General features: G+C 64.9%; 13 protein-coding genes. 6 read left to right on the forward strand and 7 right to left on the reverse strand.

Annotation, left to right across the window (positions count from 1 at the left end):
• The first annotated feature begins 29 nt into the window (after nt 1-29).
• On the forward strand, nt 30-830 hold the full coding sequence (locus F595_RS0105645; protein WP_022955901.1) for a ParA family protein: 801 nt from the start codon (nt 30-32) through the stop codon (nt 828-830).
• Here F595_RS0105645 and phrB read toward each other — a convergent pair.
• Genes phrB through F595_RS12975 form a run of 5 tightly spaced genes read right to left on the reverse strand, consistent with a single transcriptional unit; the run spans nt 787 to nt 6,512 of the window.
• On the reverse strand, nt 787-2,247 hold the full coding sequence (phrB, locus tag F595_RS0105650) for a deoxyribodipyrimidine photo-lyase (RefSeq protein ID WP_022955902.1): 1,461 nt from the start codon (nt 2,245-2,247) through the stop codon (nt 787-789). The genes F595_RS0105645 and phrB overlap by 44 nt on opposite strands.
• 15 nt (nt 2,248-2,262) lie before the next feature.
• Nucleotides 2,263-3,180 carry a MerR family transcriptional regulator gene (locus F595_RS0105655; protein ID WP_169446963.1) on the reverse strand — a complete coding sequence of 306 codons (918 nt, stop codon included), beginning with the start codon at nt 3,178-3,180 and terminating at the stop codon, nt 2,263-2,265.
• Nucleotides 3,181-3,223: 43 nt separating this feature from the next.
• Nucleotides 3,224-4,441 (reverse strand): SAM-dependent methyltransferase, encoded by a 1,218-nt coding sequence (locus tag F595_RS0105660; RefSeq protein ID WP_022955904.1) that lies wholly within the window; start codon nt 4,439-4,441, stop codon nt 3,224-3,226.
• Entirely contained in the window at nt 4,438-5,202 is a 765-nt protein-coding gene (locus F595_RS0105665) for a DUF1365 domain-containing protein (protein WP_022955905.1), read from the reverse strand. Before F595_RS0105665 ends, F595_RS0105660 begins: the two co-directional genes overlap by 4 nt.
• Nucleotides 5,199-6,512, reverse strand: coding sequence for an NAD(P)/FAD-dependent oxidoreductase (locus F595_RS12975; RefSeq protein ID WP_022955906.1), 1,314 nt, complete (start codon nt 6,510-6,512; stop codon nt 5,199-5,201). The genes F595_RS0105665 and F595_RS12975 overlap by 4 nt, the downstream gene beginning before the upstream one ends.
• Nucleotides 6,513-6,769: 257 nt before the next feature.
• On the opposite strand from F595_RS12975, the gene F595_RS0105675 reads away from it, so the two are divergent.
• The 5 genes from F595_RS0105675 to F595_RS0105695 all read left to right on the forward strand — a co-directional run bounded on the left by F595_RS0105675 (nt 6,770) and on the right by F595_RS0105695 (nt 10,754).
• Nucleotides 6,770-7,705 (forward strand): ABC transporter ATP-binding protein, encoded by a 936-nt coding sequence (locus tag F595_RS0105675; protein WP_022955907.1) that lies wholly within the window; start codon nt 6,770-6,772, stop codon nt 7,703-7,705.
• Nucleotides 7,702-8,484, forward strand: coding sequence for an ABC transporter permease (locus F595_RS0105680; protein ID WP_022955908.1), 783 nt, complete (start codon nt 7,702-7,704; stop codon nt 8,482-8,484). Before F595_RS0105675 ends, F595_RS0105680 begins: the two co-directional genes overlap by 4 nt.
• A 4-nt stretch (nt 8,485-8,488) precedes the next feature.
• Nucleotides 8,489-9,307 carry an NADPH-dependent 7-cyano-7-deazaguanine reductase QueF gene (gene queF / locus F595_RS0105685; RefSeq protein WP_022955909.1) on the forward strand — a complete coding sequence of 273 codons (819 nt, stop codon included), beginning with the start codon at nt 8,489-8,491 and terminating at the stop codon, nt 9,305-9,307.
• A gap of 86 nt (nt 9,308-9,393) precedes the next feature.
• Nucleotides 9,394-10,056: a hypothetical protein gene (locus F595_RS0105690; protein WP_156873808.1), complete on the forward strand. Its 663-nt coding sequence runs from the start codon at nt 9,394-9,396 to the stop codon at nt 10,054-10,056.
• A 20-nt stretch (nt 10,057-10,076) separates the two neighbouring features.
• Nucleotides 10,077-10,754, forward strand: coding sequence for a hypothetical protein (locus tag F595_RS0105695; protein WP_022955911.1), 678 nt, complete (start codon nt 10,077-10,079; stop codon nt 10,752-10,754).
• Here the strand turns inward: F595_RS0105695 and F595_RS0105700 are convergent.
• Together F595_RS0105700 and F595_RS0105705 are read right to left on the reverse strand one after the other, a co-directional pair.
• On the reverse strand, nt 10,738-12,189 hold the full coding sequence (locus tag F595_RS0105700; RefSeq protein ID WP_022955912.1) for a protein adenylyltransferase SelO: 1,452 nt from the start codon (nt 12,187-12,189) through the stop codon (nt 10,738-10,740). The two genes, F595_RS0105695 and F595_RS0105700, sit on opposite strands and share 17 nt — an antisense overlap.
• Before the next feature lie 4 nt (nt 12,190-12,193).
• The gene (locus F595_RS0105705) at nt 12,194-13,339 is read right to left on the reverse strand and encodes an acyl-CoA desaturase (protein ID WP_026913269.1); all 1,146 of its coding nucleotides are present in this window, start codon (nt 13,337-13,339) and stop codon (nt 12,194-12,196) included.
• Between the last annotated feature and the right edge of the window lie 35 nt (nt 13,340-13,374).

A 13,374-nucleotide genomic window follows, 5' to 3' on the forward strand; every position in this document is an offset into this window, starting at 1 on the left:
GGGCAGGCAGGATCATGAGGAGTGGCAACATGCGGCGGGTGGTGTTCAATCAGAAGGGTGGCGTCGGCAAGTCCAGCATCACGGTCAATCTGGCGGCCATCAGCGCGGCCAGGGGGCGACGCACGCTCATCCTTGATCTTGATCCGCAGGGCAACGCCAGCCAGTACCTGCTCGGCGAAGCCGCCGAGTTCGGTCGCGACAAGGCCGAGCTGTCACCCAACATCGGCCAGTTCTTCGCGCAGTCGCTGTCGTTCAAGGTGCGCGAGCGACCGCTGTCGGAGTTCGTGCATCCGACCCCGTTCGACGGCCTGTTCCTGATCCCGTCGAATCCCGAGCTGCGTGAAATCGAGCACCTGCTCGAGAGCAAGCACAAGATCTACAAGCTGTCGGCGGCACTGGCAGAGCTCAGCGAGCAGTATGACGAGATCTTCATCGACACGCCGCCGGCCTTCAACTTCTATACGCTGTCGGCGCTGATCGCCTCGCAGCGCTGCCTGATTCCCTTCGACTGCGACGCCTTTTCGCGCCGGGCGCTGTACACCCTGATGGAAAACGTCGAGGAGACCATCAAGGACCACAATCCGGCGCTGGCCATCGAAGGCATCATCATCAACCAGTTCCTGCCGCGTGCCACGCTGCCCGGCAAGCTGGTTCAGGATCTCAAGGACCAGGGCCTGCCGGTGCTGGATCCGCCGCTGTCATCGTCGGTGATCATGCGCGAGTCGCATCAGCGCTGCCTGCCGCTGATCCATTGCGCCCCGCGCCACCGCCTGACGCAGGAGCTGGTCAGCCTGTTTGATCGTCTGACGACGCCAGACCCAGCGCCTTGAAGCTGGCCACGGCATGTGCCTTGGCGCTGGCGTGATCGACGATCGGGCGAGGATAGCCCGGTCGCGGCGCCTTGGGGTCATGCAGGGCCTTGGTCGGGCAGCGAGCCAGCTCGGGCACGAAGCGGCGGATGAAATCGCCATCCGGATCGAATTTCTCGCCTTGCAGCCAGGGATTGAAGACCCGGAAATACGGCGCGGCATCGTTGCCGGTCGAGGCACTCCACTGCCAGCCGCCGTTGTTCGCGGCCAGATCGCCATCGACCAGATGGCGCATGAAATGGCGCTCGCCCAGTCGCCAGTCCAGGAACAGGTCCTTGGTGAAGAACATCGCGGTGATCATGCGCAGGCGATTGTGCATCCAGCCGGTAGCCAGCAGCTGGCGCTGAGCGGCATCGACGATGGGAAACCCGGTACGCCCTTCCTGCCAGGCGGCCAGCAGGGCCGGATCGCTGCGCCAGGCCAGGGCATCGGTCTCGCGCTTGAAGGCGCGATGCCGGCAGACATGCGGAAAGGCCACCAGGATGTGCTTGTAGAAGTCGCGCCAGATCAGCTCGCTGATCCAGGTGTCGACATCGAGTCGGCCCTCCAGTGCGCCCTGGTGCTGCCAGGCGGCGGCCAGGCACTGGCGCGGCGAGAGTATGCCGGCAGCCAGGTAGGGTGACAGCGTGCTGGTGCCGCTGACGGTCGGCAGGTCGCGCTGGCGCTTGTAGAAATCCAGATCGCGTTCGGTGAATGCCTGCAGGCGCGCATGCGCTGCCGCCTCGCCGGCCGGCCAGAGCTCGTGTCGCAACGCCTCGGGCACGGTCTGGCCCTGATCCAGGATGGCGGGTCGAGGCGGCAGCGCGATCGTTGCCTGGCGCGCTTCAGGGGAACGGGGTGCCGGTGCCGGCAGCAGCTGCACGCCACGCTGAGCCATCTGCTGCAGCCAGTTGCGCTTGAAGGGCGAGAACACGGTATAGGGCTGACGCTGGCCGGTGAGCACGCTGCCCGGCGGCATCAGGCACAGGTCCTCATGCCAGTGGCAGGGGATGTTGCGCGCCGTCAGCGCAGTCTCGGTGGCGCGGTCTCGCGCCTGCTCGTTGATCTCGTACTGGCGGTTGGCGTGCAGCGCCGTGATGCCCTCGCGAGCAGCCCAGTCCGACAGGGTCGCGGGCGCGGCCGCGAAGTCGTCACAGGTCAGCACCACCAGGCGCATGCCCAGTGCACCGGCATCGGCATGCAGGGACTGCAGCTGCCGCCACTCCAGATCCAGGCGAACGGGGGCGACATCGTGGGCCTGCCATTGTCGCGGGGTCACCAGATAGACCAGGCTGACCCGGCAGGACGGGTCGCGGGCGGCAGCGGCGAGGGCGGTGTTGTCAGCAAGACGCAGGTCCTGGCGCAGCCAGACCAGGTGATGGGGCAGTGCAGCGGTCATCGTCTCATCCTGTGTTCAGCGGTGCTGGCGTCGCCATTGCAGCACCGTGGTGCCGAGGCTGCCGAGGTCGGTCATCAGGCGCACGCCGTCGACCTGGCGGCGCGAGCTGCGCAGCGCCGCGCCACCGGCCCAGATATCGACCGAGGCAGGCAGGCGGAAGCGCAGTTCCTCGAGGTATTCCACCGCGCGTGTGGCCGGGAACGACGCACTGATGGACAGCGCCACCACGTGCATGCGATGGCGCGACACGGCCTGCACCACATCGCGCAGCGGCATCTGTGCGCCGTAGCTGACGGCATCGACGTTGTCCAGGCGCAGCAGCGCCTCGACCATGAGAATGCCCAGCGTGTGCAGCTCGTCCGGCGGCGTGGTGAGCAGAACCCGGGGCGGCTGCGTGCTCGGGCTCAGGTTGCTGATGGCGTTGCGCACCAGACCCTGCACCTGCTCGGTGAACAGATGCTCCTCGTGAACCTGCAGGTCGCCGCGCATCCAGCCATCGCCCACCACCGTGGTGGCATGGGCGAGGAAGTCGATGATGAAGCGCTGCAGGCCCAGACTCACCAGCTGGTGCGACAGATAGGCCCTGACCCGGCCGGGATCCTGTGACTGCAGGGCCGACAGCAGCTCCTTCTCGAGCTCGGGGAAGCTCTGCTGGACATCCTGGCCCTGGGCCTTGAGCAGGGCATCCAGCTCGTTGCTGGCCAAGCTGATGATCTTGCCGGGACGGAATCCCTGCTCGATGAGGCGACGCAGCAGGCGCAGGCGATTGACCTGGTCCATGGGATAGATGCGATCGCCCTGGGTGTCGCGTGCCGGCTGCGGAAAGCCGTAACGGCGTTCCCACATGCGCAGCAGTTCCTTGGACACGCCGGTTTCGCGTTCGACAGCCTGGATGGGCAGCATCAGGGCGGTGTCGTCGCTGTCCTCGGTCATGGTGTTCATCCTCGTTGTCACGGTCACGGTCACAGGTGTCAGGTCAGGCCGGGCGCGTGAACACGGCCTGGCAGACATCGGTGCGGGCGGCGTCGAAGCCGGCCTCGCAGTAGCCATAGTAGAAGCGCCAGATGCGCTGGAACGCCTCATCGAAGCCCTGTTCGCCGATGCGGGTCAGATGGGCTTCGAAGCCGTCACGCCAGCGCCTCAGGGTTTCCGCATAATCCGGGCCGAAGCAGTGCATGTCCTGCAGCTGCAGGCCGGCGGTCTCGCCACACTGACGCAGACGTGTCGGTGACAACAGCATGCCACCCGGAAAGATGTATTGCTGGATGAAGTCTGTCTTGCGGCGGTAATCGTCGAAGCGGCTGTCAGCGATCAGGATGGCCTGGATGCCGGCGCGTCCGCCCGGCTTCAGCAGGTCATGCAGCTGACCGAAATACGATGGCCAGTAGCTTTCGCCGACGGCTTCGATCATCTCGATGGAGGCGATGGCGTCGTACTGGCCGCGCACGTCGCGGTAGTCCTGGAAGCGGAATTCGCACAGGGACTCGATGGCCGTGCCGCGCACCCGTTCACGCGCCCAGGCCAGCTGTTCGCGTGACAGCGAGATGCCGGTGACGCGCACGCCACGGGTGGATGCGGCGTGCTCGGCAAAGCCACCCCAGCCGCAGCCGATCTCGAGGATGTGATCCCCGGCCTTGACGCCGAGGCGATCGAGCAGGCGTTCGTACTTCGCGGTCTGGGCCTCGGCCAGGTCCTGGCCGGGATGGCTGAACAGCGCCGATGAGTAGGTCATGGTGCGGTCCAGCCAGAGCCGGTAGAAGTCGTTGCCCAGGTCGTAGTGGGCATGGATGTTCTTCTTGCTGCCCTTGCGCGTGTTGCGGTTGCCCACGAAGTGCTTGAGCTTGTACAGCAGCGTGCCCCAGAAGCTGCCGTAGAAGGCCTGCTCGAGCGCTGCCTCGTTGGCCATGGCCAGCAGCAGGAAGGCGGGGATGTCCGGTATCTCGAGCTTGCGGTCACGGTAGGCCTCGGCCAGGCCGATGTCGCCCGAGCGCAGGATCTGGCCGCACGCTGACCAGTCACGGATCTCCAGCGCAGCGTCCGGCCCGGGGGTGTGGCCGCCCGCATGCAGGGTGCTGCCGCTGGGCAGGGTCAGCTGCAGGCTGCCGACCTCGATGCGCTGCAGCAGGTTCATCAGCAGGCGTGCCATGGCTGGCGCGCGAGCGATCTCGATGCGGGTGTTTTCGGACAGGTTCATTGCGTGATCTCCTCGACCGGCGGCGCCGGCTTGCGATGAAACGTGGCGCCACGAAGCCAGAGCTTCAGGGCCTGCCAGTGGATGCGCCAGACCACCAGGACGGTGCTCCAGCCGAAACGGAACAGGGCGCCCAGCAGATGACGGGTGTCTGCGGGCTGGTGCACGGCATGCACCCAGGTCGCGAGCTGCAGTTCGCCATCGCGCCAGTAGTCGATGTGCAGCTGTTCGCGGGTTTCCGCCGCGCCGTCGACGCGACTGAAGCGGAAGCGGTATTCGCCTGCCACCGGCATGAAGGGCGAGACATGGAACACCTTGCGGCAGTTCAGTTCGCAGTCGTTGCCGATGACACCCTGGCCCGGTGCCGTAAGCAGGTAGACATGGCGCTCGCCAAAGGTGTTGTTGACCTCGGCCAGCACGGCGCGGCGCTGGCCGTCACGATCCAGGCAGAACCAGAAGCTGACGGGGTTGAAGACAAAGCCCAGCACGCGTGGCTGACAGATCAGCTCGATGTCGCCATCGGCTGCGGTGATGCCGTGGCGTGCCAGGATGTCGCGCGCCCAGGCCTCGCCATCCGCGCCATTGCCGTGATCGCGCCAGTGGTGACCGAACAGGTTCCAGCGTTCAAGGCTGAACAGCGGCGAGCGCAGGCTGGCTCGCGCCGACAGGCGAAAGCGTATGAGCAGGCTGCCATAGCGAAACACGTTGTGCGGGCCGCGCGGGCGCGCGTGCCCCACTTCGCCGACCAGCAGGCTGCTGTTCATGCCGCGGCTTCCCGCGCGTCGCTCGTGTCCGCAGCGGCCCGGGTCTGGCTGTCGCCCAGCCAGGGAATGTCGGCACCGAGCAGGCTGGCCACCGCCATGCCCGACTTCAGGCCATCCTCATGAAAGCCGTAGCCGGCCCAGGCGCCACAGAAGTAGACATGATCCAGGCCCTGGATCGCGGCCAGCTCGTGCTGCGCCTCGTAGGCCGGCTCATCCAGCAGCGGATGCGCGTAGTGCATGACCTTCAGGGTTTTTTCCGGTGCCGGCGGCACCGGCGGATTCAGCGTGACCAGCACCGGGCTGGTGAAGGGCAGGGGCTGCAGGCGATTGATCCAGTAGGTCACGGCCACCGGCGTGGCGCCGTCGCTGCCGGGCGCGGCATAGTAGTTCCAGGCCGACCAGGCGACGCGGCGCTGCGGCATCAGGTCGGCATCGGTGTGCAGATAGGCGACATTGGGCTGGTAGCGTATCGCCGACAGCACCTGGCGTTCGGCCGGACGGGCATCGCTGAGCAGGGCCAGGGCCTGGTCACTGTGCGTGGCCAGCACCGCGCAATCAAAGTCTTCGCTGCCGGCATCGGTCACCACCGTCACTCCGTGGCGGTTGCGTGACAAGGAGCGTACCGGGGTGGCCAGGCGCACGCTGGCGATGCCGTCGCAGAGGCGACGCACGTACTCGCGTGATCCGCCGCGTATGCTTTTCCATTGCGGACGATCGGAAATCTGCAGCAAGCCGTGGTTGAGGCAGAACTGGATGAAGGTCTCGGCCGGGAAGTCGGCCATCGCGGCCATCGGGCTGGACCAGATGGCGCCCCCCATGGGAAACAGGTACCAGTCGCGGAATTCGTCGCTGTAGCGGTTGTCGGCCAGCAGCTGACCCAGCGTGAGCTGGCGCTCGCGTGACTGCACCAGCAGGCGGCGGGCATGGCGGTTGAAATGCAGGATGTCACGCACCATGCGCCAGAAACCCGGTCGCACCAGGTTGCGCCTCTGCGCGAACAGCGTCGCCAGGCTGGCGCCGGCCCACTCCAGATCGACGTGCGGCAGCTTGACGCTGAAGCTCATGTCGCTGTCGGGGGTATCGATGCCCAGCCGCTGGAACAGCGCGACCAGGTTGGGGTAGGTGCGGTCGTTGTGAACCAGAAAGCCGGTATCCACCGGATGCGTGATGCCGTCCAGCGTGATGTCATGGGTATGGCTGTGACCACCCGCCCGGTCCTCGGCTTCAAACAGGGTGACCTCGTGGTGCGGATTGAGCAGCCAGGCCGCGCTGAGGCCACTGATTCCGGAGCCGATGACAGCGATTTTCATGATGTGTTCCGTTCCTGTTGAGCGTCTGTGTTGAACAGACGCGACATATGTCGTGTTGTTACAGTAGGCGAGCATCAAATTATTTGTATTGGACAAAATGATTTTGTTCAGTCTTTTTTCATGCTCTTAACTGGACAGACGTAGTACGCCAGCGGCAGCTGTTCCGCAGCGGCGGATCGGGCTCATGCTAGACTTGCTCGGTTCTGTGGCCGCGATCGAGCTGGCCGTTTCGTGCTCACGTCCTTTCAGGAGCCTTCATGACCGCCGCCTTGCAGCTGACTGGCGTCACCAAGACCTACCGTTCCGGCGTCTCCGCCCTCAAGGGCATCAATCTCACCGTCGCCCCCGGCGATTTCTTCGCGCTGCTCGGCCCCAACGGTGCCGGCAAATCCACCTCCATCGGCATTGTCAGTTCGCTGGTGAAGAAGACGTCCGGCACGGTGAGCATCTTCGGCCATGACCTGGACAGCGATCTCGAGGCGGCCAAGCGCCAGATCGGCGTGGTCCCGCAGGAGTTCAACTTCGGGCAGTTCGAGAAGGTCATCGACATTCTCGCAACCCAGGCCGGCTATTACGGCATCGCACGCCCCCGGGCCTACGAGCAGGCTGAGAAGTACCTGCATCAGCTCGGTCTCTGGGAAAAGCGCGACCAGCAGGCGCGCATGCTCTCCGGCGGCATGAAGCGCCGTCTGATGGTGGCGCGCGCGCTGGTGCACGAGCCGCGTCTGCTCATCCTCGACGAGCCCACGGCCGGGGTCGACATCGAGTTGCGCCGCTCCATGTGGGACTACCTGACCACGCTCAATCAGCAGGGCACCACCATCATTCTCACCACGCACTATCTGGAGGAGGCAGAGTCGCTGTGTCGCAACATCGCCATCCTCGACAAGGGCGAGGTGGTCGAGAACACCGACATGCGCTCGCTGCTGGCCAAGCTGCAGCAGGAGACCTTCGTGCTCGACATCAGCCACGAGCTGAACGTGGTGCCGGAGCTGGATGACTACCAGATCCGCCAGCCGGTGGCCGGCGCACTCGAGGTCACCATCCGGCGCGGCCAGACCCTGAATGCCGTTTTTGCCGCACTCAGTGCCCAGGGCATAGACGTCACCAGCCTGCGCAACAAGACCAATCGCCTCGAGGAGCTGTTCGTGTCCCTGGTGGAAAAGAACCTGGCTGACGGAGGTGCGGCATGAGCACGCTGCTTTCGCAACCCAACCGCATCGCGCTGCAGACCATCGTCGTCAAGGAAGTCCGGCGCTTCACGCGCATCTGGGTACAGACCCTGCTGCCGCCGGCCATCACCATGACGCTGTACTTCGTCATCTTCGGCAACCTGGTCGGACGCAGCATCGGCGGCATGGGCGGCATGCCCTACATGCAGTTCATCGTGCCCGGCCTGATCATGATGGCCATCATCACCAATGCCTACGCCAACGTGGTGTCCAGCTTCTTCGGGGCCAAGTTCCAGCGCAGCATCGAGGAGCTGCTGGTGTCGCCGGTGCCGCACGCCATCATCCTCTGGGGCTTCGTGCTCGGTGGCGTCGCGCGCGGGCTGGCGGTCGGCCTCATCGTCACCGTGCTGTCGCTGTTCTTCACCGACCTGCATCTGCATCACGTCGGTGTCATGCTCTACAGCGTGCTGATGACGGCCATCCTGTTCTCGCTGGGCGGCTTCATCAATGCGGTCTACGCCAAGACCTTCGATGACGTGTCCATCGTGCCGACCTTCATCCTGACACCGCTGACCTATCTTGGCGGCGTGTTCTACTCGATGGATCTGCTGTCGCCGTTCTGGCAGTCGGTGTCCTACCTGAACCCCATCGTGTACATGGTCAATGCCTTCCGCTACGGCGTGCTCGGCCACAGCGACGTCTCGGTGACGGTGTCGCTGACCTTCATCACGGTGCTGGTCGTGGTGCTCTACGTGGTCGCGCTGCGCCTGCTGCAGCGTGGCACCGGCATGCGGGAGTGAGGCCATGGATCTGCACGAGCTGACCCGTCTGGGCCAGGCCACCGACTATCCTGACGACTACGCACCCGAGCTGCTGCAGCCAATTCCGCGCAGCCTGGGCCGGGCCGGACTCGGTCTGGACGAGGAGGACGGACTGCCGTTCACCGGTGTCGACCTGTGGACGCATTACGAGGTGTCGTGGTGCGATGAGGGAGGCAAGCCGGTGGTGGCCATCGCCGAGATTCGCGTTCCGGCCGACTCGCCCAACCTGATCGAGTCCAAGTCGCTGAAGCTGTATTTCAACAGCCTCAACTTCATGCGCTTTGCCCGCCGCGATGACGTTCTGGCCGTCGTGGAGCGTGATCTGTCGGCTGCTGCCGATGCCGCGGTGCGCGTGACCTTGAGCGCCGCCGCCGAGGCCGGGACGATGCCGGCTTGGCCCGGTCTCTGCGTGGATGATCTGCCCTTGCGGACCGATGTCTACGAGCCTGATCCGGCGCTGCTCACGGTGACCTCGGACGAGATCGTCGACGAGGTGCTGCATTCGCATCTGCTGCGCAGCAACTGCCCGGTGACGGACCAGCCGGACTGGGGCAGCGTGCTGATCCACTATCGCGGCCCGCGTCTGGATCCGGCCGGCGTGCTGGCCTACATCGTGTCGTTCCGGCGTCATTCGGACTTTCACGAGCAGTGCGTCGAACGCATGTTTGTCGATCTGCAGCAGGCCGGGGCACAGCAGCTCTCGGTCTATGCCCGCTACACCCGTCGCGGCGGCCTCGACATCAATCCGTTCCGTTCCAATTTCGAGGTTTTGCAAAGCAGCTGGCGCACACCGCGTCAATGAGTCTTGCCAAAGCCGGTGTGGACGGCGAATATGCCAGCCACACTGCCTACCATGTGCCAACACAAACAAGAAGATGGATGCTGCTCATGACTTATTACTTCGCCTTCCCGCTGGATGCGGCCCTGCAGTCCTCGATTGACGAGATCCTGGCCGGCCAGGCGGTCGGACGCTTCCCGGATCCGTCGACCAGCGTCGCGGTCGCGATCGGCACCACCGACGGCATCGTCAAGGCCACGGCCGAGGACGTCATCCAGATCCTCAAGCACAACGGCGAGGGCGCGGGCGTGCTCGACGTGCTGGCCAAGCTGCTGAAAGGCACCATGCACGTGCTGATTCGCCAGATCATGGGCAAGGTCGACCACAAGGAGCAGGAGCGTCTGGCCGGCTATCTGCGCAACCGTCGCATCGTCATCAACGGCGAAACCCGCTTCGGCTTCGTCATGCCGGCGGCGCTGGGCGAGACCCTGGAAGGCATTCTCGAGAACATCGACCACGGCCGCATGGAACATGTCCGTGCCGAGCTGACGGCGGCCATGCTGGAGTTCGTCGATCACGCGGTGAAGAGCTTCTACGAGGACTTCACGCAGTGTCTCGAGCTCGGCATGATCAAGCGCAAGATGGTCGACATCGGTCATGGCACCGTGCTCAAGGGCAGCCACAGCGCCGTCAAGAAGCTGTTTGCGACCATGTCGGACGATGACCTCAAGCAGGTCGCCCAGCATTACCACACGATGTTCGTTTCCGACTGAGCCGGCGAGGTCCTGCACACGTGACAGAGCGTTTTGCCTTTCCGGCCTCGCAGGCCCTGGCGGAGGATTTCGAGGCGGTCATCCAGGCATTCGCGCATGGTATTCCGCGTGAGCCGCAGTCGGCACGTGTGGTTGCCCTGGCGCAGCGCTACGCCGACGAGATCGTCGATGCCCTGATCCTTGCTCTGGTGCGCGGGTCGGCTCCGGACAGCCATGCCCCGGGCGTGCTCGACAAGGTTGCCAGCCTGATCAAGGGCACGGTGCATGCCCTGATCCGTCAGGTGGTCGGCAAGCTCAGCAACAAGGAGCTGGCCTCGGTGGCTGACTATGTCAGACACCGTCGTTCGCGCATCGAGGTCGATGGCGTCCTGCGTGACCACATCAGCTTCGATCTCGAGCCCCAGGATGCCTTCTTCCTGCGCTCGACCTGGAGCAAGGCGGCACAGGGCGAGGGCGATCTGGCCGAGATGACCCGTGCCATGACCCTGTTCGGCGAGCTGGCGATTGACGCGTTCTACGTCGACAGCGCCAAGGCGCTGAGCATGGGCTTCATCGCCCGCAACATGTTCAATGTCGGGCACGTCGCGATCAGCAAAGGGGCGAAGACGGCCATCAGCCATCTGGTTCCGAACATGAAGGCGCGCGAGCTGCAGTATTTCGGCGCCTACTTCCTCGGCATGCTCAAGACGAGCAGCTGATCTCCAGGCAGCGCCCCCAGGCGGGCGCTTCACCGGCATAGGCGCTCCACTCGGCACGCTCCTCGAAGGGGGAGCGCACCACCTCCAGCAGACGCTTGAGCGGCACATCGTCGCCGTGTTCGGCCGCCTTGATGGCGATTTCCGCGAGGTAATTGCGCAGCACGTAGAGCGGATTGACGGCTTTCATGGCCTGCTGGCGCAAATCATCGGTGCACCCGGCCTGCTGCACGCGCCGCGCGTAGCGCGCCAGCCAGGCGAGCGCGCGTTCCTGCTCTGCCGGAAAGCGTTGCATGACCTGTTCCTGCAGCTGCTCCAGGGCATGTGAAGACAGCCAGCGGAAGCTCAGGTTGAAGTCGGCCTTGGCGGCTTGCAGCAGCGCCAGCCAGTCCTGAACCAGTTCGCGATCACCGCTCACCACGTCGTCCAGACCCAGGCGCCGGTTCATGCCGGCATCATAGTGCGCGATCAGCGTCGGCTCGTAGAGCGACAGGGCCTCACGCAGGGCTTCCACCGGAATCAGGGGTGACAGGCCATGCGCCAGCGCATTCAGGTTCCAGAACCCCACCGAGGGCTGCAGATACCAGGCGTAGCGACCGTTGTGATCGGAGTGGTTGCAGATGTGGTAGGGGTCGTAGGTTTCCAGGAAGCCGTAGGGGCCGAAATCCAGGGTTTCACCCACGATGGAGAAGTTGTCGGTATTCATCACGCCATGCGCGAACCCAGTACGCTGCCAGTCCGCCATCAGCCGCGCGGTGGCGGTCACCACCTCGCTGAAGAAGGCGCTGTGGCGCTGTGGCAGAGCGCTCAGATGCGGGTAGTAACGCGCGATGACGTGGTCGGCGAGCTGTCCCAGCAGGGCGGTCTGGCCGCTGTGGTGCAGCCACTCGAAATGGCCGAAGCGGATGTGGCTTTGCGCCACGCGCAGCACGGTGGCTGCGGTTTCCATGCGCTCGCGGCGTACTGGTTCGTCCGAGCCGGCAAGCGCCGCCACCCGTGTGGTCGGCACGCCAAGGGCATGCAGTGCCTCGCCGGCCAGGTATTCCCGGATGCAGGAGCGCAGCACGGCGCGGCCATCGCCCATGCGCGAGAAGGGCGTCGGGCCGGCACCCTTGAGGTGCAGCTCGAACGCGCTGCCATCCGGCGCCAGGCCATCGCCGAGCAGCAGGCCGCGACCATCACCGAGATCCGGATTCCAGCCACCGAACTGGTGGCCGCCATATTTCATCGCCAGCGGTTCAACGCCAGGCCAGCCCTGTGCCGCAGACAGCATGGCAAGCGCTTCAGGGCCCTGCCACCAGGCACGGTCGTCCAGGCCGAGGCGGGCCAGCAGGCCGGTGTTGAGATCGATCAGGCGGGGATGGCGTAGCGGGGAGGGAGCCTGCCGCCGCCAGAGGGCGGACGGCAGGTCTGCATGACGCTGTGCGAGCGGCAGCATGTGCTCAGGCAGGTACCTGGGCGGTGAGCAGGCGCAGGCGCTTGCGCTGCATCTTCAGACGGTACTCGATTTCCTGGAAGCGGGTGCGGAAGCTGGCTTCCTCCCACTTCTGCAGCAGCTGCTGCTTCTTCTCGGCATACCAGGCTTCCTTGAGCGCGCTCCACTCCTGCATGACCTGGGCGAAGTGCTCGGACTCCTGGGCCAGACGCTGCTTCCATGCCTCGAGCTGGGCATGACCGGCGGTCTTGCGCGCCAGCTTGGCTTCCGCCTGCTTGAACTGCATGGTCAGGCGCGCCTTCTCGATGGCGAATTCCGGGCAGCGCTTCAGGTTGCGCGCGAGACCCAGCACCGACAGCGAGAAGATCAGCCACTTGGTCGGGTCGAACTGGTACCAGCGAATGCCGTTGCGGTAGTCGTACTGGAAGATGTGGTGATAGTTGTGATAGCCCTCGCCGTAGGTGAACAGGGCCAGCACCGGGTTGTCGCGCGCCGAATTCTCGTCGGTGTACGGACGTGTGCCCCACATGTGCGCCAGCGAGTTGATGAAGAACGTGGTGTGGTGGCTCCAGACCAGGCGCAGCAGGCCGCCCAGCAGCAGGACGCCGGCCATGTCACCGGCCAGGTAGCCGATCAGGGCCGGCACGCCGAGGTTCATGACCACGGCCAGCGGCACGTAGTAACGGTGCTGGAACATCACGATGGGGTCGTTGAGCAGGTCCGGCGCGTTGCGGAAGTCATCCTTGCCGGACTCGTACTGGCGCAGCATCCAGCCGATGTGCGAGAACCAGAAGCCGCGACCGGCGGAGTAGGGGTCCTTGTCATCATCGTCGATGTGACGGTGGTGGGTGCGGTGGCCCGACGCCCAGACCAGGATGCTGTTCTGCAGCGCCATGGTGCCGAACAGCATGAAGAAGACCTTCACGCTCCAGTGGGCTTCATAGGCGCGGTGCGCCCAGAGACGGTGGTAGCCGCCGGTGATCGACATGCCGTTAAGTATCGACAGCACCACGAAGCTGACCCAGGCAGCCGTGGTGAAGTCGTTCGCCCAGGCATAGAGCGGAATCAGGATCATGGCGAGAAGCGGCGTGACGGCCAGGACAACGGCGCCATACCAGTTGATCGGGGGACGAGACGCGCGGTCTGCGTGCATGGGTAACCTCAATTCAGTGAATAAATGTTCACATC

The sequence above is a fragment of the Perlucidibaca piscinae DSM 21586 genome (genome assembly GCF_000420045.1).
Taxonomy (GTDB): domain Bacteria; phylum Pseudomonadota; class Gammaproteobacteria; order Pseudomonadales; family Moraxellaceae; genus Perlucidibaca; species Perlucidibaca piscinae.

Coding starts and splice junctions, on each gene's coding strand:
- F595_RS0105645 (WP_022955901.1), top strand. CDS start 30: ATGCGGCGGGTGGTGTTCAATCAGAAGGGTGGCGTCGGCAAGTCCAGC.
- phrB (WP_022955902.1), bottom strand. CDS start 2,247: ATGACCGCTGCACTGCCCCATCACCTGGTCTGGCTGCGCCAGGACCTG.
- F595_RS0105655 (WP_169446963.1), bottom strand. CDS start 3,180: ATGACCGAGGACAGCGACGACACCGCCCTGATGCTGCCCATCCAGGCT.
- F595_RS0105660 (WP_022955904.1), bottom strand. CDS start 4,441: ATGAACCTGTCCGAAAACACCCGCATCGAGATCGCTCGCGCGCCAGCC.
- F595_RS0105665 (WP_022955905.1), bottom strand. CDS start 5,202: ATGAACAGCAGCCTGCTGGTCGGCGAAGTGGGGCACGCGCGCCCGCGC.
- F595_RS12975 (WP_022955906.1), bottom strand. CDS start 6,512: ATGAAAATCGCTGTCATCGGCTCCGGAATCAGTGGCCTCAGCGCGGCC.
- F595_RS0105675 (WP_022955907.1), top strand. CDS start 6,770: ATGACCGCCGCCTTGCAGCTGACTGGCGTCACCAAGACCTACCGTTCC.
- F595_RS0105680 (WP_022955908.1), top strand. CDS start 7,702: ATGAGCACGCTGCTTTCGCAACCCAACCGCATCGCGCTGCAGACCATC.
- queF (WP_022955909.1), top strand. CDS start 8,489: ATGGATCTGCACGAGCTGACCCGTCTGGGCCAGGCCACCGACTATCCT.
- F595_RS0105690 (WP_156873808.1), top strand. CDS start 9,394: ATGACTTATTACTTCGCCTTCCCGCTGGATGCGGCCCTGCAGTCCTCG.
- F595_RS0105700 (WP_022955912.1), bottom strand. CDS start 12,189: ATGCTGCCGCTCGCACAGCGTCATGCAGACCTGCCGTCCGCCCTCTGG.
- F595_RS0105705 (WP_026913269.1), bottom strand. CDS start 13,339: ATGCACGCAGACCGCGCGTCTCGTCCCCCGATCAACTGGTATGGCGCC.